Here is a 24689-nt window from a genome sequence, read left to right on the forward strand (position 1 = left end):
TCTTAATAAATCTGCGAAGGCTATATAGGGCAATAACCTTCATACCAAAAAGTGCTTATTAATCTAGTGCGTATGTTCAGGAATATCGCTACTTAATGCTGCTTGTTTAACTCGGTAAGCTCCTCTGGTTACAACAACTTCACCTTCTGTAAGACCGGATAAAACAATTACATCTTGACCATTATCATCGCCAATAGTCACTTCCCTTTTTGTATAATTTTCACCTTCTAGTTCAACAAACACCCAATAGCTTCCTTCCTTTTCAATTAAGCTTGAAATAGGGATGACCATTTCTTTTTTGTTGCCTATATTTTTGCATTTAATACTGACAGAAGCATAGGAATTAGGAATGATTTTATGGTGGCTAGGGAGATTAAAATAGTAAGGAATATATGGTGAACTTGTAGCCGCTTTCTGATTGCTTTTAAGTGGAACGCCTCCTAACTCTAAAACAGACAGTACCTCTTCTTCTTCGAGATATTCAGGTATAAAATTGGCATCTGTTACTTGTGCAAGTTTATTGAACTCATGTTTCGGAAAATCAACCTTTAGTAGGTATGATTCTCCCACATTTATTTGAGCGATAACTTCTCCTTTTTGTATGTAAGTGCCATTTATTGCTTTTATCTCAGAAATATAGCCCTCTCTCGGGCTCAATATATTTGTAATTCCAGGTTGATCGTTTGCCACATATTTTCCGTCGTTATTAAAGTAACCGTAAACTTCCATTTTAGCCTTGGCTTGTTCATAAATGGCTTTTATTCTATGGTACTCTTTTCGCGAAATAGTTTGTTTTTGAACAAGCTGTGAGGCCATAATAAAATTAGCTTCAGCATCTATAAAGATAGCGTACGCAGTCTTGTATGAAAGTTCACGGCTATTCTCCATATTTTTGCCATTAATTATACCTAGTGACTGCCCTTTTAAGTAACGCTTCCCGAGTAATACTTCATTTCTGAGTTTTAAGATTCCATCACTTTGCGCAACAATGGCAATTTTATTATCAACGGAAGAGAGAAGTTCTCCAGATGTGTGGATGACATCTTCAAAAGGTTTCTTTTTTATTTGAATTACACCAAATTCACCTCCCCAGGCTTGTTCTTTTAAAAAAACAATATCAGGTTCAATTACTGTGTTTACCTCATGAATAGATTCATGTGTACTGGTAAAAATTCGAGAGTCTTTAAAACTAAATGCATATGAGAGTTGGTTATATTTTAAAACCACCATTAAATTACCAGAGGAAGTGGTTTGTGGAGTAAAGTTTAAAACGAAAATTCCATTTCTCAATACCTTGTCTGATTGCTCAATTAATATATCATTAAAATAAAGCTCTACTGTTGCATTTGATATGGGTTTATATTGATCTATGGATGTAAAATGACATATGAATCGGGAATTCTGACCCAGAACGAGCGAAGTGTATTCTGCAAATATCTCCACCTTATTGATAATCTGACTAAACTTAATAGTTGGAATTTCTTCACTATGTTGATGATTGTGTTGAGCACCTAAACTAATTGTTTTAAGCAATACTATTAAAAGGAAAATATATTTAAGTTGTAGCATATTGTTGTAAATTGTAATATTTCAGAACCTAATATTTAGCCTATAAGGAGGGCATGTAACATTATTCTAATGATAGAATTGTTATAGCTACCTTATGGTTAAAACGGTTTTGTACTGAGATTAAATTCAGTAATTATGGATGATTATAGTATACCCAGAAGTTGGTATACAAAGCTCTTATGCTACTATAGGAGGTCCACGAAGAGTTTGGACAGATTTATCCCAAGCAATTAATTGAATTAAGTATTCAATACATAAGAATACCTCTTTCTCACGACAAATAGCACCACCCTCGGCAAACCCGCCAAATACATCGAAGCAGTCAAATGTTGTTTTTACATCCGAAAGTACAGTTTCGTATTGATGATATTCGTGTTTGTGGCTTTCATGACAATGATTACCATATTCTCGTTGGTGATGTTCAGAGCCTTCATGTTGATGATGGTCTGGCTCATGATGATGATGATCATCATCTTGCAATAGAGTATGAACTAACTCATCTACAAATTGTGTGTGATGATGGTGCGGGATAGCATTATGGGCAAATACCGCAAGGTAAATGCCTAATAACATAAATGCCATATGCTTCCGTACATTCTTCATCGATACAAAAATAGTAATAAAAAAGATGAGATGCAGTTAATGATATTCTAATAAGTGAAAAATACCAACATATTGGGATAGTGAAAAATGAGTTCAGAAAACCTATTAAGTTAGATAATAACGACTCAACTCTTCTACTCTCTTTTGTATAATAAGCTTTAATTCAGGAGGAGATATAATTTGCACTTTGTTTTCCATGCTAAGTAACCATTTGGCAAAAAGCTCGATGTCAGAATGTGCAAATGTCATGTGTATCCATTCTCCTTCTTTAATTTCCTCTGTAAGCCCAAACCAATACTTGGTAGACCCAGCTTGTTCTATAAGGCTTTCATGTAATTTGAGTTCAATGGTATATAGGCTATTTTCTTTAGCCATTCTATCGAAATATTCAGTTAATGAGAGATGACCTTTTTCGTCATAATTTTCATCTAGCATGTTAACCGATTCCAATCGATCTAATCTAAAATCGCGGTAATCATTGCGTAATCTACAATAGGCTATTAAATGCCATTTCATATCGTAATTACACAAACTGATGGGTTCAACAATGCGTGTGGTGCACTGCTTGTTATAGTTAGCGGTGTATGTAATTTCAAGCACTTGCCTATTGGCTAAGGCAGTTTGAATATCAAATAAAAAAAGGTTTTCCTTTTTACCACCTACTGGATCATTATTAAAAACCGCAATTTTATTATTCAGTTTATCTAGATGTTCCTTTTCGCTGTGTTTTAATACCGATTTAACCTTAAATAAAGCGCTTTCAAAGGCATTACTTACCTTCGTGTCCGATAGTTTACCTACCAGCTTCTCAGCCAATAAAAACGCACTTGCTTCTTCAATGGTAAACATAACAGGCGGTAGATGAAATTCGGAACTTAAGAAATAACCAACGCCAGCTTCAGCACCAATGGGTATACCTGCTTCTTCTAGGGCACGAATGTCACGGTATACTGTTCTTAGGCTAATTTCAAACCTATCGGCTATTTCTTGTGCTTTTACTATTTTTTTGCTCTGCAATTGTATTAAAATTGCACTAAGTCGGTCAATGCGGTTCACAATTAAATGGTTTGTCGTTTTTTAATAGACATTAGCCCTAAACTACACATTTTCTCCGAATACAGCTGCTCTCCATTTGCTGCAATATATTTTAGGCTTGCCAATCTATCTGTTCTAAATACAAACTCGAATACTTTGCCGATAGGATTGTTCAACTTTTTGCAAGCTTCTATGCCTTCCATATTACATTGCGAACAATTGCTGAGTTTATTATCGAGATTACAATCTCTAATTGTACACCAGGTTGCTTTGGTATTTTCATTACATCCAGGGCACTTACCCTTTAAATATTTTCGGCATGTTCCACAATACAAGCCACAAAAAGCAACTAGTTTTGGATCTTGAACGGATCTTAATTTTGTCATGGGAGTGGGTTTTTATAAAGTTGGATTCTTTTCTAAACCTTAGCTCAGAAAAGAATCCTTCAATGGCTATTTAATGTCAATAAAAACTACGAATCTTCCTAAGTGCTTGAATCGAAAGCTTTACGGTCAAGAGCATCACGAAGAAATTAGATTTTTGGGGCAAGCACTATTTTACTTCAATCTGAATTTCAGTTACACACTTGTTCTGATCTTCAAAATCGCAATTGTGATATACCTCGCGTACATTACCTGTATAGGCTTTGCCTTGTTTTTCCAGTTCGCCAAATAGTTTAGGATAGACTTCAACGAAATCGCTCCATGGTCCATTATGCGTATGTGCTTCGCATGAAAAATCTTGCAGTTCTTTGTAGCTAATAAACTCGGTATCCGTTCCTTTTTTATCCACGGGGATACAAACTTCCAGGGTGAATTCAGCATCCATGCTGCCATTGCAATCAATATAGTTCCAGATTTGTGGAGCTACAGGCGAAATGTTTTGTTTTTCTATCCCTTCTTTCACTTTGTTTGGAATAACTCCAACAGCTTCGTAAATTTTAGATAATGTAGTTTTTAGCGAATGAGATGCAACCAGTGTCTTTTCAATTTTCTTTGTTTCCATTTTGATTAAGTTTTATTAATGTAATACAAAGAAAAAGCATAGCTGTGACAACAGTATGTCAGTAGTTTTTTGAAAGGAATATTTTTTTGGAAATAATCTAATGCCTAATAAGTAAAATCAAAAGATGATTATTTAAGAAAGGTACTTATGAAGCACATTATAAAGGGTTTCGGGTAAGATGGGTTTAGATACATAGTCGTTAAAGCCAGCCTCTTTAATCTTCTTTTTATCCTCTGGTCGGGCATAGGCTGTTTGGGCAATAATGACTTGATCTTTACAAACGGAACGAATTTTCTCTAGCGCCTTATAGCCATTTAAATTAGGCATTCTAATATCCATCAATACCACATCAAATTGTTTACATTGTTCCAAACTACTCACTGCCATATCGCCATCTGAGGCGTGTTTTAACTGAACTTCCGACTTTTGCAAAACCTCTTTTAAATATGTGTAATTGGTTTGCTCATCTTCAACCACTAATATCTTTTTATCCGACCAATTGACGTTTTCAATATGTTTTAGCTCTTCTACTAGTTTTTTATGATTACCATTTTCAGACACCTTTAAAGGAAGGGTTAATTCAAATATAGAACCTACATTTTGTTCGGACTGAACGGTTAGATCTCCACCAAGCATTTTGGCCAAACGTTTGCTTATGGTTAGGCCTAAACCAATACCTCTTTTTGCATTAAACTGATCTCTATCGAGTTTTACAAACTGATTAAAAATAACCTTCAGCTGTTCTTCGTTCATACCAAGCCCAGTATCCTGAACGTAAAATTTAATTTGATCTGTCTCTATTTTACTACCTAATGTAATGCTGCCTTTTTCGGTGAATTTAAGCGCATTACTAATTAAATTAACCAGTATCTGACGTATTCTAAATTCATCCGATATTAATTGAATATCCGCACTCGAAATCTCATTCTTCTTAATAATGTCAAGCTTTTCATTTTCATTTCTCAAGGAGAAGGATGAATATACTTCATCGAGCAAGCGACCAACACTAAATGGATTGATAGCTATTTTAAGTTGGTCGGCTTCTATTTGCGAGAAGTCTAAAATATCTTCAATCAGATGAAGTAAGGCATTGGAGTTTGAAACAATAATTCGAGTAAATTTACTTCTTTCTTCAGGACTTAAACCATCATCTTCCAAGAGAACGGAAAACCCAATAATAGCATTCATCGGTGTTCTAATTTCATGCGACATATTAGCCAAGAAGTATGATTTAAGACGATCAGAATTTTCTGCTTTTTCCTTGGCTTTAATCAATTCTTCGGTTCTTTCATCAACTAAAACCTCAAGCTTGGTTTTATGGGTTTGTAGAAGTTCGCTTTGCGTTACCAACTCTTCTCGTTGCTCAATGAGTTTGGCATTTTGTCGTTCAATGGTTTTGGTGCGATTTTTCACTTTAGTTTCCAGGTGATCGTTGATGACTCTAACTCTAGCTAAGCGCCACTTGACAATGGCATAAATAGTAAGAATTAAACCACATATCACGAGGGCTAAGAACCATGTTTCAAGCCAATACGGTTTTGCAATAACAACGTTAACTTTAACACCTTCTTCATTCCATACACCATCGTTGTTACTTGCCATCACATGAAAGGAGTAATTACCTGATGTAATATTATTATAGCTTGCTTTTTTAGCCTTAGTTTGTATGTATTTTACGGTTTTATCAAAACCTAAAAGGCTGTATTTGAATTTGGTTTCAGTTGGAAAAGTATGGTTGGTGGCGTAATATTTAAACTCAAGCCTGTTTTCGTTCCATTTTAAATAAATATCTTCATTGCCACAGGGTTTGTTAATGCTTTTAACCAAAACGCCATCTTCATCATAAATATGAATGGCTTGCAGGTATACTTTGGGTTTGTACTTGTTTTGCTTAATACGGTTTGGATGAAATACATCAACCCCTTTATCACCACCAAAATAAAAAATCCCCTTTTTGGTTTGAAAGGCAGATTGCCTGAAGAAGTGGCTATTTAATAAACCATCTGCTTGGCGATAAGTAAACAAAGAATTCGTACTGCGATTAATTTGATTTAGTCCGTTTGATGTAGAAACCCATACGTCACCTTTCTCGGAGCATAACATGGCATATATTTCATTGGATGTAAGGCCTGATTCTGTATCGTAATTTTCTATTACTTCCAACTTCTTATTGTATAAGAGTATCCCTATACTACTGGTTCCTACCCAATAGTTTTCATCCTGATCTATTTGAACCGACAACAAGTCTCTTCTTTTGATAAGATGTTCTGAAAAGTCAAATTTTTCCTCATTCCATTTATGCAATCCATCCTGACCTAAGAAGTACACATTTGAGGTATACTTATCCTTAAATACATAATTATAACCATGATGATTACGTAAATCACAGGTTCTCTTATATAATTCGTTACCTTTTTTGTCAAGCAGTAAAATATGCCCTTCTACGTACGTTATCCACAACCTATCTTTATCATCTACATGAATAGACCACAATGCATTATTAGCGATGCCAATATTTAGATTGGCTTGAATATTTACCGGTTCAAACTTGCCTTTTTTATGGATATACTTGTCGATATGATCTTTCCAACCAAGTATAAATATATTTCCTTCACTATCTTCACTGATGGATCTAACAGTATTAGAGGATAGGTTTGAATTTCTAGAGGTAAATACCTTTATTTGACCAGTCTTTCCATCCATTAAATTTACGCCGCCACCATCTGTACCAATCCATATATCACCTCTTGAATCCTCATGAAAGCAACTAGCCATACCTGCAGATAAGTAATAGTTGATAGTAGGATAATAAATGGTAGGCGACTTTTCTATTTTGAAGAAGCGGTTTTCTTTGGGGTTATAATAATTAACACCGCCACGCGAAGTTCCAACCCAAAGAATCCTTTCTTTATCAATGGTAAATGATAAAATTCCATCTGAAGATAATTCGCCACTATTCCGGTGTTTATTACTTACATACGAGAATCGTTTGGTCTTTTTATTAAAAATATTTAAACCTCCCTGATCCGTGGCTATAAAAATATTTTCATCGTCATATTCCAACAGTTGCTTTATATCATCTTCAAATAAACCTTTACCATTATCATTCTCTTTATAATGGGTGTGCTTATTACTTTCGGGTTGAATAGATGAAAAGCCAAACTCGTTAGTGGCCAACCATATGTTCCCTTCTACATCAATTAATAAGCATTTAATGTTAGTTGCTTTATCGCCTAGGCCATCGATAGAGTATGCCTTAAATTGAGGTTGATCTATTTCGTATTTAATAATTTGATTTGTAAAAGTAGCTAGCCAAATATTTCCGTTAAGATCAATGTCCATTGCACAAAAGTCCATGGTTATATTTTTTTGTGCCGAATCAATCTGTTTAATCAGAGTGTCTTGTAGTCGATCATACTCAAAAAGGCCTTTGTTGGTAGCTAACCATAATCTATTATTGCTATCTTCAATTATGTCGTAAACACAAAACTCCTGTTTATCTATAACTTCGTTTGGCTTACTGTAATATCGTGTAAAGGTCTCGGAATCCTCATCAAAGCGATTTAACCCATTACCTGTACCAATCCATAGGGTTCCTTGATGGTCTTCAATAATCTTATAAACTCTGTTTTCCGATAAGGAAGTAGAATCTGAAGGATTGTTACTGAAAAATTGTGTGGTATTGGTGTCGTATTTTATCAGTCCTTTACGGCTATTCGACATCCAAAGAAAATCATTTTTGTCTCTATAAATATATTCAATCATGCCAACTCTTCCTCCTAGGTCGAGTTGTTTAAAAGGGAAGTAGCTGAATTTATTGCTAAATGCGAGGCAATTAAAGAAAAGCAAAAAATACACCAAAAGAGCATTCTTCATGAAATCACATTTAGCAGTTAATAGAAAAAGTCAGCCATCAAAAATAGAAAAAACGCGATGATTTACAAATTTTAACATACTAAATATTGGAATAACATTCATACCTCATTACTAGGTAAGGTGTTAGTTTTCAATGTAAAAAGTTGCTGTAGGCTATGGTAGCTGTGATAAAACCTTATAGTCGTACGAGTATATATCCCGACCAAAAACCAGTTGTTTATTTTCAGGGTTTAACCAGCAAGTTAGGTATACTATTTTTATAGGTATTTCCTTTTTTAAATATACCTTTTCGGGATAACCTTTTTTAAGGTGGTAACTGATGGGTTTACTTTGCTGATCGACTTTCTTTAGTATTAATTCTGACCACGATAATGCATTTTGTAGTCGAATACATCCATGACTATATGCTCTAACTTCTTTATTAAATAATCGCTTTTGTGGAGAGTCGTGCATATAAATGCTGTAGCGATTTTTAAACATAAATTTTACTTGCCCCAAAGCGTTACCTGGATCGGTATTTTGAAAAACTACATAGGGGAAGTTGTTAGCTGTTAATAAACTGGTATCAAGGCTATCGATTTCTACTTCATCACCATTATGCATTAAAAACATATTGCGCTTTTGCAAATAGGAGGAGTCGCGCTTCATCCCTCGAAGAATGGTAGTGGTAGCTATTGATTTAGGAACGGTCCAGCAGGGGTTAAAAACCAAATAATTTATGTTGGAGCTAAAAACTTGCGTTTTATTTTTAGACTTACCCACTATTACTCTCGAAGATATAAGCAGAGAATCGTTATGGTATAAGTTGGCTTGTTGAGCAGGAATGTTAACCACAACACCATCCCCTAAAGAAATATCAGACAACCATCTTACTCGTTCTAAATTGACTTTTATGGCGTCAATATACCGTTGTTGGTTCCAGTTTAAAAAATAGTAGGTTTGTTTACCAACAATTCCATCTGGGCTTAATCCGTGCTTTTGCTGAAGCTGTTTTACCTTATAGCTCAACTCCTGATTAAAATCCATCGTTATACTCGAATCAGGATGAATGTTTAGCAAACGCCGTTTAATAGGTAGTACATAAATATTGGAATCTCCTTGTTGTAACAGAAAGTCGGGATTACTTATGGCCTGATAGTTCTGTATGGGGTTTAGTAATATATGTTTTAGCTCCTGAGTTAATGCGTGGTATAGCTCATGGTTGGGTTGGAAATACGTATTCAGTTCCTCTGTTTTGCCTACTTTTAGTAGGTTTATCCAGATGGAATCATGGGGCAATTGATGAGGTTTTTCAAAATTCCAACCGGAGTGAAATGATTTAGGGTTTAGTTTAGAATAATGTATATTCGCTCCACACTTTTTAATCGATGTGGATAATAGAATGTCAAGCTCGGCATATTTTTGGTGATTTAAAGTAGAATCCCAACGTATGTATTTTAAACAACTATAAAGCTTTTGCACATGATAATCATCTGGGTTTAAACCGTGATATAAACTGTTTTTAAGCCAGTGAATCCCCTTTTGGATAGTTGAATCACTTTGCCAAAATGGTTTGTAATTATTGCCTTTGTATAAATTTATAAGTGAAGAATCCGATAAGGACTCAAACTGCTTTTTAATATGATGAGCAATTTCATCTTCAGGAAAAACAAAAGGCTTTTCTTTTACTTCAGGAATTTCAACAACAACCTCTTTCGACTTGCACGCGAATAGTAATACCAACAGCACCAATAAATATAATCCCCTTTTAAGCATGGTGCAAAAATAGAGAAATAGATATAAAAGCAAAGACAGGATTGGTTTTAGACATACCGTGATTAAATAAGATAGGCGAACAAATCATGGTTTTTATTTACATACTCACCAAAAAAGTTCTTGGCTTTCATGCGCTCTAACAAAGGCTCAAAATCGGCTTGATCTTTTAGCTCAATACCCACTAAAGCAGGGCCTTTAGCTCGATTGATCTTCTTGGCATATTCAAACAATACAATATTATCATTGGGGCCAAGTATATCGTTTACAAACTCTTTAAGTGCACCTGGTCGCTGTGGGAATCGTACAATAAAATAATGTTTTAAACCACTGTGCAATAGCGAGCGTTCCTTAATTTCCTCCGTTCGTGTAATATCATTATTACCACCACTGATAACACAAACAACTTTTTTGCCTTTAATCTGATCCTTATATTGTTCTAGTGCAGCTATAGAAAGTGCACCTGCAGGTTCGGCCACTATGGCTTCGTTGTTATATAACTCCAGGATTTTTGTACATACTTTACCTTCATCCACCAACAACATATCATCTAAGGCTTTTTCACAGACCGGAAAAGTCAGTTCACCTACTCGCTGCACAGCCGCTCCATCCACAAATTTGTCTATCTCATCTAAAGTAACTAACTGACCAGCTTTTATAGATTTATACATGGCTGGCGCTCCAGCAGGCTCAACACCTACTAGTGTTGTATTAGGAGACAACTCTTTTAAATAAGTTCCTAAGCCAGCAGTTAATCCACCACCGCCTACAGGAATAAAAATAAAATCGGCATCGGGTAAATCTTCATGAATTTCAATTCCAACAGTTCCTTGTCCTTCAATCACTTTAGCATCATCAAAAGGAGGGATAAAAGTGAGTTTATTCTCTTCACAGAATTGTAAAGCTTCTGTATTAGCATCATCAAAGGTATCACCAGCCAGAACTACTTCAACCCATTCTTTGCCCAGCGTTTTTACGCGCTTAATCTTTTGAGCAGGGGTAGTTGTGGGCATATAAATAATGCCCTTGGCTTGCAGTTTAAAACAAGATAAAGCTACTCCTTGTGCATGATTTCCAGCACTAGCACATACCACGCCAAGTTGAATCTGATCAATAGGCAAGGAGGCCATTTTATTATATGCACCTCTAATTTTATACGAGCGAACTACCTGTTGATCTTCTCTTTTAAAATAAATATCCGCCTCATATTTTTCGGAATATGTGTGGTTATATTCTAACGGTGTTCTGCGAATGATGCCTTTTAAGCGATCTGCCGCTGCTTTTATATCTTCAATTCTCGGAGAGTATTCCTGTTGCCCTTGTTCCATATACTTTCAATTTTTCTATTTACCTGTGGCAAATAGCTATTTCATCCTTTTATAAGGTAACAAAATTAGTTCTTTAAAAAGCTTACACAAAGGATTAAGGTTTAGATACTGGATTTAACCATTCCGTGTTCTTGACTTGAGTTGCTTTTGCTGCTTTTTGCTTTTGCTTGATCTTTTTACGAATCATATTGAGTTCCGCATTTATCTGATTGGTATCTGGTAACATACCTGTTTCATTATCTTTAAACCTACTTTTGTTTATGGCTTCAAATAAAGAAGTTGCGGCTGACGAGCCATAATTTAAAACCAACTCATCTACTGAATCAATGTCAATTCCCATCTTATTAGTCCAATTTTTGAGAGCTACTAGAAAAGTGTAGTATTGCTTTTCTTCAACCGCTTTTTTTAGTGATCGGAATGCATTTATTTCAGATTCTTTATAACGAAGGATTACCTGCTTGAAAGCTATACTAAGGTATTTAAAAAGCAGAATAATAAATAGTAATAACAAGATAGCTACAAGCGAATAAATACCCAACTGTTGAGGACTTAATCCAAAAATTTGGAAAGGACCCTCTTCCTCTGCGAGCTCTTCTTCGCTTTCTTTCTGCAAGGATTGCTTTAAACTTTCTAGCATGTGCAAATCAGGATTAGCTTGCACCATAATTACCATGGAGTCTAAAACTCGATTATAAAAGCGCTTATTAGCGGAATTCCAATAAATATATTGAATGGATGGAATGATCACTTCTCCTTCTTTTTCAAAGAGGTAATTGTAGGTTTCTGTTCGCGTAGCAGAAATCGTAGTTTTGGTTTTATGATTGTTAACGATTGCCCTTCTGGGGTAAATGCTAACTCCATTAATACTATCTAAATGTGTTTCGGGTAAAAACTCAGATAAAGTGGATTCAACGGAACATGTAATGCTACGTTGCAAAACATCACCCACCTTTATCTGGGTAGGTCTAGCATTCCAGTTCTGGCGTACATTTAATCCTGTTGCCACTAGCCAATTATTGGCAGAATAGCCCAATGGAATGCCACGAACATTTACTTTTTTCTCTTTAGTTTTAACTTGTTGTTTAATTCCTTTGTAACCACCTTCCGCAGGAGATTCCACTTGGATTAATAAACTTGGGATGGTTATTTCTCCTTCTCGCGTAGGGAATACATTGTAATAAAAGGAGACACCCGCATATTGTTTGCCATTGATGCGCTTAGAATTACTGACTGATCTAAAGAATACACTCAATGCTCCATCAACATTAATGTTTCCTAAATTAATTCCAGAGGTAAACCATGTTGAAGTGTGCACTGATACGGTTAACTCAATAGGCTGGCCAATATATACCTCATTATTATTAACCTTAACATGAGTGATTAATTCTTGCCCAACAGTAAGGTGCTGAATGCAAGCTAAAACCAAGAGTAGAATAATTTTTCTTACCATTTATTACTGGTTTTATTAACTTCAACAATTCCTTTTTTTACCTGATAATGAAACTTCTTAGTTAAGAATAAAGCAGGATCATCATCTACCTTACGCATGAGAATATTCTTTGGCATAGCTCCTTGACCGGGTTTAAAGTCATCAGGCAACTCCTCCATCTCTTTAGCCTTTCTTTGATCTGTTTCTGCCGTTTCTTCTTTACGGCTTTTTTCCATATCCTTTTTAGTGGCTTCCTGTCCACCACCACTTAAATCCTCTGGCGAATCATTTCTCTCATTTTTGGCCAAATCCTTCTCTTGTACCATTTCGTTGTTTAACTCCTGATTGCCTAGTTCTTCTCTAGCTACAATAATTTGTTCTACATTTTGAGAAGCATTCTTATTATTAGGATCGCGTTCCAGTACTTTTTCAAAGATAGCTTGTGCTTGTTGCAGTTCGCCCATTTGCGCGTAAGTGAGCCCTAAATTGTATAAAGCATTTACCGAAGTGTCTTGCTCAAAAGCCGTGCGTGCACTCACAAAGTCACCAGCTTTAAAATAGGCAACACCTTTACGCATGGGGTCGTTAAATTCGGCAGCAGCGGTATAATATTTTTCAGCATCGTACGCTTGTTGAGCCTGATATTCCTTCGTGTACCACAAATCTTTAAATTCAAAATTAGCTTTATTTAGCTTGTTATCACCTGAACAAGAGCTTAAACCTACAAGCAGTATTAAACCATTGATTGTCCACCCTCTTCTAAAACTCAATAGGAAGATAAAGGCCAAAGGAATGACTAACCAATATCCATCATCTTGCCAATTTTCTTCTTGCTTTTCTGTTTCATCTTCAAAAACCAAATCATCACTAATGGCCTTGGCCAAATCGTTAACATCACTGGCATCCAAAGTCATTTGTAATATATTTACTCTATCCATTTCAGCAAAACTCTGGAGTTTAGCTTCATCTATAGCTGAATTCTTTTTAAAGCTAGGAATCACTCCGCCTGTGGGTGTAGCAAAAGGATAAAGGTAGAGTTGCACGTTTCGTTGCCCTAAAAAGATGCTCACTTGCTCCAACGAAATATCCTCTAGATCATCTGTTAATAATAGAATTTTGGCCTGTGCTTTATTGTTACCCAGCAATTTTCCTATTTTATTAAATAAGGCATTAAACTCAGTGCCCACAATAGGCATCATTTTAGGTTGTAAGCCATCCAGCTGATCCAATATTATTTTGTAATCTGTAGTAAATGGAATGGCTACATGGCTCGATCCTGCAAAAACTAACAAACAGGTTTCCGCTCTTGGGTTAGCTTTTAGCAAGTCCTGAATCTTAAATTTAGCTCGTTCTAATCGGTTGGGAGAAATATCTTTAACCAACATACTTTGCGATAAATCCAGTGCAATAATAAGTTTAGATTCAACCTGTTTGGTAGGGGTTTTAACTTGGTGCCAGGTGGGACCTAAAAAAGATAAAAAGCCCAAGGTAAACATTAGTACAATGGAGATTCTTATTAATCGTGGTTTCCAGTTAGTACCTTTTTGAATAACATAGGGTTGTAGTTGTTTGCTGATGTTTTTTTTCCACGCATCAGATGATTTATAGAACAGAAACCCGATAAATATGATGAGCAAAACAATGGTCCCTGCCCATAAATATTCTATGCGTAAGAAATGAAAAGCTTCCCAATTGATATTTTCAAAGCTTGTTTCCATTAGTTCTGTGTAAATCGTTTAAAAATGACTATTAGATGATTGATGAAAACCATTAATAGAGCCAATGACAATGCTGCTCCTAGCGGATAATAATACAGCAATGTTTTAGGTGTATAACTCTCTTCTTCATATTCTATAGGTTGCAGGGTTTCCAGCTCCTCATAAATTTGCTCTAATGTTTCAGCATCTTTTGCTCTAAAATATTTTCCTCCCGTTAAATCAGCTATTTCGGTTAAGGTGGTTTCATCCAAATCGGAAGAACTATTACCCGGATCACCAATGCCAATGGTGTAAATAATGGTAGAATCTTCCTTAGCCATATTGGCCGCATCTAGTGGTAGTATCTCTGTCCCCCCGTCTACACCATCCGTTAAAAGCAACATCACTTTGCTTTCGATGGTATCCCTTTCGAACATATCCATACCTTTTACAATAGCCTTTCCAATGTTGGTCATTTGTCCTGCCATGCCCACATCAGCTTCGTCTAGCATGGTTTTTACGGTTTCTAAATCGGTGGTAAACGGAGCCTGAATATATGAGTTGGTAGCAAAAAATATCAACCCCATTTTATCACTTTCACGCTTCACGATAAAATCCTGCATAATATCCTTTACCGCCTGCCATCGTGTAACACGTTCGCCATCGATATACCAATCGTTGTTGGCCATACTAAAAGATAAATCGGCAAGTATTAAAAAGTTTCTGGAGGTTTTTACTTTGCGTTCTGGCTTGCCAACCAACTCAGGCGAAGCGATGGCGGATAATAACAATAGCCAGATAATATACATGAGCACAGAAGTCACCCAACTTCTTTTTTTTATATAGGATGATTTACGAGGTTTTTGTTTAGAAACCTGTGCACTCGAATTAAAATAAGGATAAATTAAAGCAGAACTGCGATACTTAATGGCAGGTAGCAAGGCAACCAATAAGGGTAGAATAGCTGCAAAAGCCACATAAGGATATGCAAATTGAAAGTTATCAGGCATGGCGCTTAATCCAGTTAATACTTGCTTGCGTAAATTCGTTTTTATTAAAGTCTTGCTCTATTTTATTTTTGTATACGGCACTCATAATTTGTTCTTTGTGCTTGATAAAAAAAGCGTCCTTTAATGAGGCATCTAAAAAATGAAGCCATTCATCCCCTTCTTTGGAAGCCACCATTTTTCTATCGTAAGTGATTAAGGCGGTTCTTTTTAGTATAAGCATGGTTTGTGCAATTAACTGCCATAAATCTAGGTTGCTTGATAAGGCTATTTTCTGAATATTCGTAATGGCATTTCTTCTGTACGCATTACGTTTGTATTGTAGCCATTGCTTATAAAGGAAATAAACTATAGTACAAATCAATATGCCCAACAATATCTTCCAACCGATTGCATCCATCGTAAATGGAGCGGGGGTGGCCTCTATAATTGGGTTTAATTGAATGTTTTCGCTTTGTACCATGTATACAGATGCTTTACTGATTATAATGACTAAAGACTTCGAGCAATTGATTTTCGACAGGCTCTGAAGTATTTATTTTAAAGATGCTGATATTGTATTTTTCTAATTCAGACTTAAAATGAGCATAATTTTCCGAAAAGGATTCCTTCAAGTTTTCTTTGAGCTTTTTGTTCTTTCCGTTTAAATTAATTTGATGCGTTTTGTCGGTAATGGTAATTTCCTCAGCAGGAATTTGCTCCTCTAGCTCATCATAAACTTTAATTAAAACTAAATCGTTATGCAGTGCTAGTTGACTTAAATATTGCATTACCGAATGGCTGTATCTGTAAAAATCGCTGATAATGAACACCACAAAATCATGCGTTACTATATTATTTACTTTGGCTATTACCTCTGTTAAGGATTTCTCAAAATCAAAGTCCTTATGCTCATAAATGGAATTATTAGCCTCAATTATTTTTTGCAAGAAATAGATAATATTTCTTGGGTCTCTTTTGGGTGTGATGATATCGTAATCGGAACCGGTATATACTAAACCTCCAATTCTATCACCTCCCTTTTTAATTTTATGGGCTATGATAGAAGCCAGCTCGCCAGCAATAACTGCCTTGGTTTTGTGTTTAGATCCAAAACCCATGGACGCGGATTGGTCGACAAATACAAAGGCTGGTTTTTCCTTTTCCTCGGTAAAAACCTTGGTATGTGTTTTTCCAGTTTTAGCTGTTACATTCCAGTCAATATTTCTGATGTCGTCGCCAATGACGTAAGGTCTGGCTTCTTCAAAATCCAAACCTCTGCCTCTTAGTCGTGAAGCATAACGGCCCGCCAAAACACTATTCGACTTCTGCTTTCCTGAATCCAGATTAATTACAGAACTCAGCCACTCAAACCTTAAAAGATCTTCAAGACTGAGAAATATATTGGGGTTTTTATCTGATTTTTTGGACTTCATTTTGGACTGGTTTAAGCAACTACGGCAACAGCTTCAATTATTTTATCAATGACCTGATCTGCAGTAATACCTTCGGCACGGCCTTTATAACTTATGGCTATACGATGGCGGAGCACATCTTTAATTACACTGTGTATATCTTCTGGAATTACATAATCCCTGTTTTTCATCCAGGCATGTACGCGGCTACATCTATTAATAGCGATGGTGCCACGCGGGCTCGAACCAAAATCAATCATCAGCGCAAGCTCCTCACTATACCTTTCGGGATAACGGGTGGCAGAGATTAGGCTAACCATGTACTTTTCTATTTCTTCAGATGTGGTTACTTTGGCAATTTCTTTTCTAGCATCAAAAACAACCTGTTGTTCAATGATATGTGCTTGCTTTTCCTCATGTTCAGCTGCGGCTTCTTGATTATTCAAACGCATAATCTCCAACTCAGCATCATCATTAGGATAATCGATGATAGTGTGAACTAAAAATCGGTCCATCTGCGCTTCAGGAAGGGGATAAGTACCTTCTTGCTCAATGGGGTTTTGCGTGGCCATCACCATAAAAAGTTTTTCCATTTTATAGGTATTGGCCGAAACGGTTACCTGTCGCTCCTCCATGGCCTCCAGCAAGGCTGACTGCACTTTAGCTGGAGCACGATTTATTTCATCGGCCAGTATTAGGTTGTTAAAAATAGGCCCTTTCTGAAACACAAACTTTTCGGTTTCGTTGGGCACATATATTTCGGTGCCTGTAATATCAGAAGGAAGTAAATCTGGTGTGAACTGAATTCGGCTTAAGCCACAATTTAAATTTTTAGACAAAGCCTTGATAGCACGTGTTTTTGCAAGTCCAGGAAGACCTTCGAGCAACATATTGCCATCTGCCAATAGCGCTAAAATAATTCTGTCAATGAGTTTGTCTTGCCCTATGATGGACTTAGACATTTGTTCTTTTAATATTGAAATTGATTCAAATGGAGTCATACTCATTTGGTTTTTGAAGTATTCTTATACAAATTGCTTAATCTAATTCATAAGGAAAAATAACTTTCCAATCTTTCTCCATATCAATCACTGTCCAACCATCCTTAATGGCTTGATCTAAACCTTTATCTAATCTTCCAATATGCGAATCTCTATCATAGGCCCATTCGCGAACAGAGTCCGTATGATGGAGGTACAAATTAAAGAATTCATAATCATTGGAGGCGGTCCATTGCATCATCTGTAAATCACCATCGGAATTACCCGAAGCAAAAACAGTTTTTTTACCAATTATCTTTTGGATATTCAATGGTTTTCCAGCTTTATCATTATTATACTCCAGCTCTGGTAATCGAATAATCTTTGGGTCTCCATCATTGTACTGGAATTCTGTTACAATTCGGCTTCCTAAAATTTTCTCACTCGGAATGCCATATATTTCTGTTACAATAGCTCTCATAAAATCAACTCCTCCGCCAGAAACGATGTAGGTTTGAAAATCATTATCTCTGAGGTAACGAAGTAATTCTAACATAGGTTGATAAACCAATTGATCAAAACGAACGTTTTTTGTTGGATGCATTTCTGTGGTCACCCATTTTTTTACGATAGCATCAAATTCAACCGTGCTTATTCCTGCATGAGCGGCCATTACAAGTTTAAGCAATCCATCGTGACCTTGTTTGGCAATTTCGTGCATGTCATTTTCAATAGCCGCCTTGTAAGGCTGTTCTGTTTTCCATTCAGGATGATCGGCAGCTAATTCTTTAATACGGTTTAGCGTAAAAAACAATTGGAAATAGGCCGGTTGTTCAGCCCAAAGGTTACCATCATTATCAAAGGTTGCAATACGATCTTCAATGGGTATATAATGGTTGCTTTGCTTATCAGTAACGCTTGTTACGTAGTCTATAATGGCTTGTTTTGTATCACCATCATTCCACGATGGTAGAGGGTCAGTAACTTTAATTTCTACCACCTTAGTTTGGGTAGGATTATTTTGGCAAGCGGAAAGCGTAATAAGGCTTACCAAAACAACAATTATAATGGGTAAATATCTTTGGGTCATATTTTATAGGGTTTAAAAAGGAATTGTTCAAAACTAGAATTAGTATAAATGTAAGAGCTAAAGGTAAAAATACACAAAGTTCACTTACTGTTGAAGTACAATAAGCGAACTCTGCATAATTTTTATGTGCCTAACCAAAATTACATTCTAGATAAGCGTGTTGTTTTTAATTCTGAGGTCGTGATTCAAGTGATTGAACCACTTTGTCGATTCCCAAAGAACCACCTTTTACAGGAGGAAATTCTTTAAACGTGGATAAAAATTGCCCCACTAACTCTTGTGCTGGTACAAATAACCACATGTTATCACCATACCATCGAGTATACATGGCCGACTCCCAAGATACTTCGAAAGGATCAGCTCTTAAATTAATTACCAATGGCCAAGCCGGTGTTTTTCTGTAAGCCTCATTAATTGATCCTTCCATAATAGTAAAATGGATTTTCCAATTATTATATCTTAAAGCATTTAAGTTAGCGCCTGCGTCAAAATAAAAGATCTCTTTTCTTGGATGTTCTTCAGTTGAACCCTTCCAAGCATCCATCATATTATATCCATCTAAGTGTACCTTAAATGTTTTATCGTTTGCTTTGTAACCTGTTAACAGTTTTTCTTTTACATCAGGTACACCTGCTGCAGCCAATAAGGTTGGCATCATATCTTCATGCGAATGAATGTTGTTGTTAATGGTTCCTGGTTTAATTACGTCAGGCCATCTAATTACACAAGGAACACGGAATCCACCTTCCCAAGTACTTCCTTTTTCTCCTGCAAAAGGAGTGGTACCTCCATCAGGCCAGGTAAATTTCTCCGCTCCATTATCTGTTGAATACATGATAATGGTATTGTCAATGATTTTTAGTTCTTCTAATTTTGCTAAAACCGTACCAATGGCTTTATCATGTTCTACCATTCCATCTGGATAAAGACCAATACCTGTTACGCCTGTACTTTCATCTTTTAGATGCGTCCAAACATGCATACGTGTTGCGCTCAACCAAACAAAGAAAGGCTTGCCAGCATTGTGTGCATTTTCAATAAATTTAATGGCAGCTGCGGTAAATTCATCATCGGCAGTTTCCATTCTCTTTCTGGTTAATGGACCTGTATCTTCAACTTTTCCGTCAGAATAAGAGTGAATAACTCCTCTTGGACCAAATTTCTTATGAAACGCTTCGTCTTTTGGATAATAATAAGTCTCTGGCTCTTCCTCTGCGTTTAAGTGGTATAGATTACCAAAAAACTCATCAAAACCATGGTTGGTAGGTAAATGCTCATCTCTATCTCCTAAGTGATTTTTACCAAACTGGCCAGAAGTATATCCTTGCTCTTTTAATAGCTCAGCAATAGTGGGTTGATCGTCCTGTATACCTTGCTTTGCGCCAGGCATACCAATGGTTAATAAACCTGTTCTGAAAGGGTGCTGACCTAATACAAAAGCGGCTCTACCAGCAGTACACGATTGCTGTGCATACCAATCGGTAAATACCGCACCTTCTTTACCAATACGGTCAATATTTGGTGTTTGGTATCCCATCATACCTTGGTTGTTAATACTAATGTTTGAGTATCCTATGTCATCTCCCCAAATAACTAGGATATTGGGTTTCTTAGTTTTTGCTTGCCCCATACTAACTAAGGCTATAAGTGCAAGCGTTAAAAATGTTGTTTTCATTCTTTAAAGTTTAAGTTTAAAATGTATTGATCAATATGTTTATAGGTTAAAACAAATATCTGTAATAAAAATGTTAATGTAAATAGCTAGTGTATATTCAATTCAGAATATGTTTAATTGCCTATTAAACTTCATTGATGCATTTATTGTTCATTAATACGGTATTGCGTTATGCATCTGATATGCGTTTGATTATATACAACAACTATCCATTTGTATGGACAGTTGTTGTATATAATATTCAATTATTAAACTTATAAATTATTGATGTGTAGTAAACCTTTTAGATATGTTGAAGGATGCTGTAATGTAAGGTCTATAGTTTGTATCACACAAACAGAAGTTGCTTTTTCACCTTTGATAAAGTGCGTTAAGAAAATCGAAAAATGTAACATAAAAATCAAAGCTGTTTGAGCGAAGCGAGTTCTTTGATTTTAGTCAAATGATTTGATTTTTAGCCATTTTATCAGTAGTGGCGGTCTTCTTTGTTTCCTTTCTTCGACTGAAGGAAGAATTGGAGTATAACGTAAATCATGAACTCAAAAAAATAAGCCTTGTGAGCTAAAGGAAAAGCCTGTCGGCTTGAGACAAAAGAAGTTATTTCAATTGAGAATAGTTTTACGAGATAATGGAGAATTTAAAACAGGGGTTGAAGCTATTCAACCCTTGTTTTATTTATTGGTTTTTATCAATTATGGGTTAACTATCTATAATAAGCGCATGGTAAATGTCTGGAAGCTAGTAGTACAGCGGTTTTAGTGGTGTTTTTAATGGTAAATATGACAGGTTGACCGGTTTAACTGGTGTTTCAGTTGGTAAATATGACGGGTTGGCTGGTTTAGCTTATGTTTTCGTCCGTTAATATGACGGGTTGGCTGGTTTGGGTGACAGGTTGACTGGTTTTGTGTTCGGGTAAATAAAAACAAAAAAGGCTTATTTAGAATATTTATTGATATGAAATAATCTATATGATTAGTAGTGTAAAATACTAAATTGCATGGAGATAATTCCTCAGAGTGGGTGTATTTTGCTCTAGGAATTATATGAGCTAAGAGATTTAAATTAAATAATCGAACAATTTAGGTGTGTTATTTATGCCCATAAGGCATGTATTGTACACCTTTAGATAATTTAAAAGAAAAATAAACGCACCAAGGTGATTATGCTTGGAAGTTAGCAAAAATACATGAAGAACAGAGAACAAGCACATTGGACAGAATTAAGATATGATTACTATATTTCAGGGAGAAGGCTGTTTTTTGATGGTTTGTTTACCTCTGGAATATTACTTCTATCCTATGCAATTGAAGTTGGATTTAAAGCATTGATATCTGAATATAAAACCAACGAAATTCAAAAAGGATTTAAAGCCTGCAAGAACTCTCATGATTTATTAGCGTTGAAGAAGTTCATGGATTCATGGGAAATAGGTGAAGAATTAACCGTTTCAGAAGATTTTTTAAGGTATATAACATTGAATTTCAATAGATATCCTAAACAAATAACAGAATCGCAAAAAGAATGGGCAAACGAGATTGGTTCAATGCCAATTGGAATAGATTATTTGATTTATTTTGACAATTTAATTATTCAGATTAATAAGGAAATAATAAGAAAGACAAACAGCGTTGATTGTAATATTGTGTTAAAAGCATTGAATGATATACAGGGAATTGAAAGTCGAATATTTTTTCATCAGAATATAAATGCAAGAGAATGTATAAATTCAACATTGCAAGCAATGACAGGAAGAAACCAAAGTATAGAAATTATTAAAAATGTTCTAAATAACGAAGACTTGATGTTCTATCAGGGTTTTGAAACATTTTTAGCAATTGGTTTAGGAAACGATGATAAGATAATAGAGCAGTCAAATGCAAATAACTTTAGACTTCCAAACAAGGAAAATAGTGTCTGGAGAAATTAAGTACTTTTGCTAACAATAAATAAAAGGCATAGGCTGTCGGCATAAATTTGATGGTTTAGCTCTTTGAATGAGTTCGCCGAAACTTTTGCTTCGGCAGTAAAAAGAATAAATTTATAACCAAAACAAAAGCTTCGGTCATGTGTAACTATGGTAGTTTGGCTTTTCAAATCATCCCACGAATCTTACATAGTACGTTAAGGTTAATTCAGGCAAGAAGGGTTATAAATTTAAATAATGAAGTATTTAAAGTGCATTTTGATAATCATAGTAGTAGTTAGTTGTTCAAAACCATTGGATTATAAAGTTGATAAAGTATTTGAATCACTTGTGGATAATGATTATTGTCAAATTGAGTTGTATTTCCCAAAATTAACAACTGCAAAAGGCGATGTTTCTGAATTGAATAAAATTCTTGAAAAGTATGCGGATTTAGAGTATTATACTCATAGGTGTGATGAAGCTAAAAATGAAAAGACTATAATTAAAGGAGATTTTGAAATAGCACTTTTGAAAGACACGATTCTCTCTATTGAATTTTTAACACTAATTGTCCATTTTGGAGGAAATAGAATGGATACAGTTTATCATTCAATAGTGATGAATCCCAATAAAATAAATGAAAAGGAGTTTTCTTATTTTCAACTGAGTCCTGAATTTATATTTCCCAAATTTGACAGAGGAATACTTAAGCCATATGTTAAGAAATTCAATGAGTTAAACAATAAGAGTATAAATCTTTTAGCTTATGAAATAGACAGTAATTATAGGATAACTTGGGGAATGACAAAGGATAAGTTCGTAATATATGTTGGAGGAGAAGGAGAATGCTTTGGGTATGATAAAATTGAAATACCGATGAGTATAATTAATAGTATGCGCTAGTAGATTCGCAAAAAAAGAGAACTTGACCCCTTAACCCTTTCCCAGAAACGTGTGCGAAGCTCTTATTTCATGAGTCTCTTATTAATTCGTCAATTTCTATTCTAGCTTAATTGACAAGTTAATGTTCAATGATAAAATAGCTTTGGTAGTAACAAGTTATTTCTTTAATGCCAACATCCATTTTGCCTTACAATAATGAATAAACAATTATATTTGCTTATACATTCGTAATTTCACCTAACAATTGATCCCGTATGAAATGGAAATCACTTTTCCTTCTTGTTATCACATGTATTAGCCTATCTACTCATGCACAGGATTCAACCGAAGCTAAGTCGGATTCTGCTAAAAAGGTAAGATATGCAGCTATACCTATTATCAACTACAATAGAAGCCTAGGGTTGGTTGCTGGCGCTATGGGATCGATGTATTATAAGATCAATAAAAAAGATACTATTTCGCCATCTTCATCTACTATGCTCATGGGTATTTATACCACCAGTAAAAGTAGTTTTGGTTTGGCCGTTCAACAGTTATATTTAAATGAAGATAGATGGCGGATTAAAGTAATTGCTGGTACAGGGCAAATATTTTTTCAATATTTTCAGGGTCTGCCAGGCTTTACGGGAGGTTATGGCAGTTATAACGATAATGGAATCTGGATTGATTATCAAACCAACATGGTATTCTTTCGCACCGATGTGAAACGACAAATTGTTCCTCATTTTTATGGTGGATTAGAAGCCACCATCTCCAGAGCTAAAACCGAGTTTGACATTAAAAACCCTATAACGGGAGAAAAGTATACCCAAGAAGCTGACATTAATATGTTGGGCTACAATCTACTTTATGATAATCGAGACCATGTAAATTATCCAACCCAAGGTTACTTTATACAATTCAGCAATAACTTTATTCGCGAAGGTTTAGGTGCTTCAAGCGATTATGAAAATTATAAAATGTCCTTCAATTATTTTTGGGATATAAAAAACAATGAAAAATCGATACTGGTACCTCGTGTATTCGCAGATATATCAGCAGGTGATGTGCCTTTTCAAGGAGAAAATACCATTGGAGGCGATGACTTAAGAGGTTACACGCAAGGCAAATATAGAGGCAAACAGATTTATGCGATTCAAGCAGAGTTACGCCAGCATCTGTACAAAAAGTTTGGTATGGTTGCTTTTTTAGGAGCCGGTACCGCCACAAATGAATTTTCGGAAATAGGACATTCTGAATTCCTCCCTAGCGTAGGTGTTGGGGTACGCTATCGTATGATAGAAAAAGAAAAAATTAACGTGGGGATTGATGTTGGAGCAGGAAAGGATGATTGGAGTTTATCCTTTAGGATTGGAGAAACTTTTGGAAGATAGTATCTGATTTAAAATGTTGTTAGATTTGTTAAACCGAAGCCAATAAAAAAGTAATTACTCATTCATC

Annotated in this window: 19 protein-coding genes; 3 read left to right on the forward strand and 16 right to left on the reverse strand. The window is 35.5% G+C overall.

Annotated features, from left to right (window positions below; translation table 11 throughout):
- Window positions 1-63: 63 nt before the first annotated feature.
- The 16 genes from A8L32_RS19530 to A8L32_RS19605 all read right to left on the reverse strand — a co-directional run bounded on the left by A8L32_RS19530 (window position 64) and on the right by A8L32_RS19605 (window position 20440).
- Complete coding sequence (locus tag A8L32_RS19530) at window positions 64-1569, reverse strand: efflux RND transporter periplasmic adaptor subunit (RefSeq protein ID WP_075591274.1); 1506 nt, start codon at window positions 1567-1569, stop codon at window positions 64-66.
- 177 nt (window positions 1570-1746) lie between these two features.
- A complete protein-coding gene (locus A8L32_RS19535; protein WP_143525173.1) occupies window positions 1747-2172 on the reverse strand; it encodes a hypothetical protein in 426 nt (141 codons plus the stop codon).
- A gap of 105 nt (window positions 2173-2277) precedes the next feature.
- Entirely contained in the window at window positions 2278-3228 is a 951-nt protein-coding gene (locus A8L32_RS19540) for a helix-turn-helix transcriptional regulator (protein ID WP_075591276.1), read from the reverse strand.
- Window positions 3229-3230: 2 nt separating this feature from the next.
- Window positions 3231-3593 (reverse strand): DUF3795 domain-containing protein, encoded by a 363-nt coding sequence (locus tag A8L32_RS19545; RefSeq protein WP_075591277.1) that lies wholly within the window; start codon window positions 3591-3593, stop codon window positions 3231-3233.
- Between the two features lie 166 nt (window positions 3594-3759).
- The gene (locus A8L32_RS19550) at window positions 3760-4212 is read right to left on the reverse strand and encodes a GyrI-like domain-containing protein (RefSeq protein ID WP_075591278.1); all 453 of its coding nucleotides are present in this window, start codon (window positions 4210-4212) and stop codon (window positions 3760-3762) included.
- Window positions 4213-4344: 132 nt separating this feature from the next.
- Window positions 4345-8088 (reverse strand): hybrid sensor histidine kinase/response regulator, encoded by a 3744-nt coding sequence (locus A8L32_RS19555; RefSeq protein ID WP_083631418.1) that lies wholly within the window; start codon window positions 8086-8088, stop codon window positions 4345-4347.
- Between the two features lie 153 nt (window positions 8089-8241).
- Window positions 8242-9843, reverse strand: coding sequence for a L,D-transpeptidase family protein (locus A8L32_RS19560; RefSeq protein WP_075591280.1), 1602 nt, complete (start codon window positions 9841-9843; stop codon window positions 8242-8244).
- Between the two features lie 62 nt (window positions 9844-9905).
- Complete coding sequence (gene ilvA, locus A8L32_RS19565; protein WP_075591281.1) at window positions 9906-11168, reverse strand: threonine ammonia-lyase IlvA; 1263 nt, start codon at window positions 11166-11168, stop codon at window positions 9906-9908.
- 94 nt (window positions 11169-11262) lie between these two features.
- Window positions 11263-12618 (reverse strand): BatD family protein, encoded by a 1356-nt coding sequence (locus A8L32_RS19570; protein ID WP_075591282.1) that lies wholly within the window; start codon window positions 12616-12618, stop codon window positions 11263-11265.
- A complete protein-coding gene (locus A8L32_RS19575; RefSeq protein WP_075591283.1) occupies window positions 12612-14315 on the reverse strand; it encodes a vWA domain-containing protein in 1704 nt (567 codons plus the stop codon). The genes A8L32_RS19570 and A8L32_RS19575 overlap by 7 nt, the downstream gene beginning before the upstream one ends.
- Complete coding sequence (locus A8L32_RS19580; RefSeq protein ID WP_075591284.1) at window positions 14315-15304, reverse strand: VWA domain-containing protein; 990 nt, start codon at window positions 15302-15304, stop codon at window positions 14315-14317. The genes A8L32_RS19575 and A8L32_RS19580 overlap by 1 nt, the downstream gene beginning before the upstream one ends.
- The gene (locus A8L32_RS19585) at window positions 15297-15764 is read right to left on the reverse strand and encodes a DUF4381 domain-containing protein (RefSeq protein WP_075591285.1); all 468 of its coding nucleotides are present in this window, start codon (window positions 15762-15764) and stop codon (window positions 15297-15299) included. Before A8L32_RS19585 ends, A8L32_RS19580 begins: the two co-directional genes overlap by 8 nt.
- 13 nt (window positions 15765-15777) lie before the next feature.
- Entirely contained in the window at window positions 15778-16716 is a 939-nt protein-coding gene (locus A8L32_RS19590) for a DUF58 domain-containing protein (RefSeq protein ID WP_075591286.1), read from the reverse strand.
- 11 nt (window positions 16717-16727) lie between these two features.
- Window positions 16728-17696: an AAA family ATPase gene (locus tag A8L32_RS19595; protein ID WP_075591287.1), complete on the reverse strand. Its 969-nt coding sequence runs from the start codon at window positions 17694-17696 to the stop codon at window positions 16728-16730.
- 37 nt (window positions 17697-17733) lie between these two features.
- Window positions 17734-18765, reverse strand: a complete 1032-nt coding sequence (locus A8L32_RS19600; RefSeq protein WP_075591288.1) for an HAD family hydrolase — start codon at window positions 18763-18765, stop codon at window positions 17734-17736.
- A 166-nt stretch (window positions 18766-18931) separates the two neighbouring features.
- Window positions 18932-20440, reverse strand: coding sequence for an arylsulfatase (locus A8L32_RS19605; RefSeq protein ID WP_075591289.1), 1509 nt, complete (start codon window positions 20438-20440; stop codon window positions 18932-18934).
- Window positions 20441-21626: 1186 nt separating this feature from the next.
- Between A8L32_RS19605 and A8L32_RS19610 the strand changes: the two genes are divergently transcribed.
- From A8L32_RS19610 to A8L32_RS19620, 3 genes are all read left to right on the forward strand, one after another.
- Entirely contained in the window at window positions 21627-22367 is a 741-nt protein-coding gene (locus A8L32_RS19610) for a hypothetical protein (RefSeq protein WP_075591290.1), read from the forward strand.
- A 234-nt stretch (window positions 22368-22601) separates the two neighbouring features.
- Window positions 22602-23249, forward strand: coding sequence for a hypothetical protein (locus tag A8L32_RS19615; RefSeq protein WP_075591291.1), 648 nt, complete (start codon window positions 22602-22604; stop codon window positions 23247-23249).
- Between the two features lie 254 nt (window positions 23250-23503).
- On the forward strand, window positions 23504-24622 hold the full coding sequence (locus tag A8L32_RS19620; RefSeq protein ID WP_075591292.1) for a BamA/TamA family outer membrane protein: 1119 nt from the start codon (window positions 23504-23506) through the stop codon (window positions 24620-24622).
- The last annotated feature ends 67 nt before the right edge of the window (window positions 24623-24689 follow it).

Origin of the sequence: Labilibacter marinus (assembly GCF_001659685.2) — a bacterium.
Classification (GTDB): Bacteria; Bacteroidota; Bacteroidia; order Bacteroidales; family Marinilabiliaceae; genus Saccharicrinis; species Saccharicrinis marinus.

Excerpts from the sequence above, each read along its gene's own strand:
- A8L32_RS19600 (WP_075591288.1), bottom strand. The coding sequence starts at position 18,765 with ATGACCCAAAGATATTTACCCATTATAATTGTTGTTTTGGTAAGCCTT.
- A8L32_RS19610 (WP_075591290.1), top strand. The coding sequence starts at position 21,627 with ATGAAGAACAGAGAACAAGCACATTGGACAGAATTAAGATATGATTAC.
- ilvA (WP_075591281.1), bottom strand. The coding sequence starts at position 11,168 with ATGGAACAAGGGCAACAGGAATACTCTCCGAGAATTGAAGATATAAAA.
- A8L32_RS19570 (WP_075591282.1), bottom strand. The coding sequence starts at position 12,618 with ATGGTAAGAAAAATTATTCTACTCTTGGTTTTAGCTTGCATTCAGCAC.
- A8L32_RS19605 (WP_075591289.1), bottom strand. The coding sequence starts at position 20,440 with ATGAAAACAACATTTTTAACGCTTGCACTTATAGCCTTAGTTAGTATG.
- A8L32_RS19560 (WP_075591280.1), bottom strand. The coding sequence starts at position 9,843 with ATGCTTAAAAGGGGATTATATTTATTGGTGCTGTTGGTATTACTATTC.
- A8L32_RS19590 (WP_075591286.1), bottom strand. The coding sequence starts at position 16,716 with ATGAAGTCCAAAAAATCAGATAAAAACCCCAATATATTTCTCAGTCTT.
- A8L32_RS19615 (WP_075591291.1), top strand. The coding sequence starts at position 22,602 with ATGAAGTATTTAAAGTGCATTTTGATAATCATAGTAGTAGTTAGTTGT.
- A8L32_RS19575 (WP_075591283.1), bottom strand. The coding sequence starts at position 14,315 with ATGGAAACAAGCTTTGAAAATATCAATTGGGAAGCTTTTCATTTCTTA.
- A8L32_RS19585 (WP_075591285.1), bottom strand. The coding sequence starts at position 15,764 with ATGGTACAAAGCGAAAACATTCAATTAAACCCAATTATAGAGGCCACC.
- A8L32_RS19620 (WP_075591292.1), top strand. The coding sequence starts at position 23,504 with ATGAAATGGAAATCACTTTTCCTTCTTGTTATCACATGTATTAGCCTA.
- A8L32_RS19595 (WP_075591287.1), bottom strand. The coding sequence starts at position 17,696 with ATGACTCCATTTGAATCAATTTCAATATTAAAAGAACAAATGTCTAAG.
- A8L32_RS19555 (WP_083631418.1), bottom strand. The coding sequence starts at position 8,088 with ATGAAGAATGCTCTTTTGGTGTATTTTTTGCTTTTCTTTAATTGCCTC.
- A8L32_RS19530 (WP_075591274.1), bottom strand. The coding sequence starts at position 1,569 with ATGCTACAACTTAAATATATTTTCCTTTTAATAGTATTGCTTAAAACA.
- A8L32_RS19535 (WP_143525173.1), bottom strand. The coding sequence starts at position 2,172 with ATGAAGAATGTACGGAAGCATATGGCATTTATGTTATTAGGCATTTAC.
- A8L32_RS19545 (WP_075591277.1), bottom strand. The coding sequence starts at position 3,593 with ATGACAAAATTAAGATCCGTTCAAGATCCAAAACTAGTTGCTTTTTGT.
- A8L32_RS19580 (WP_075591284.1), bottom strand. The coding sequence starts at position 15,304 with ATGCCTGATAACTTTCAATTTGCATATCCTTATGTGGCTTTTGCAGCT.
- A8L32_RS19550 (WP_075591278.1), bottom strand. The coding sequence starts at position 4,212 with ATGGAAACAAAGAAAATTGAAAAGACACTGGTTGCATCTCATTCGCTA.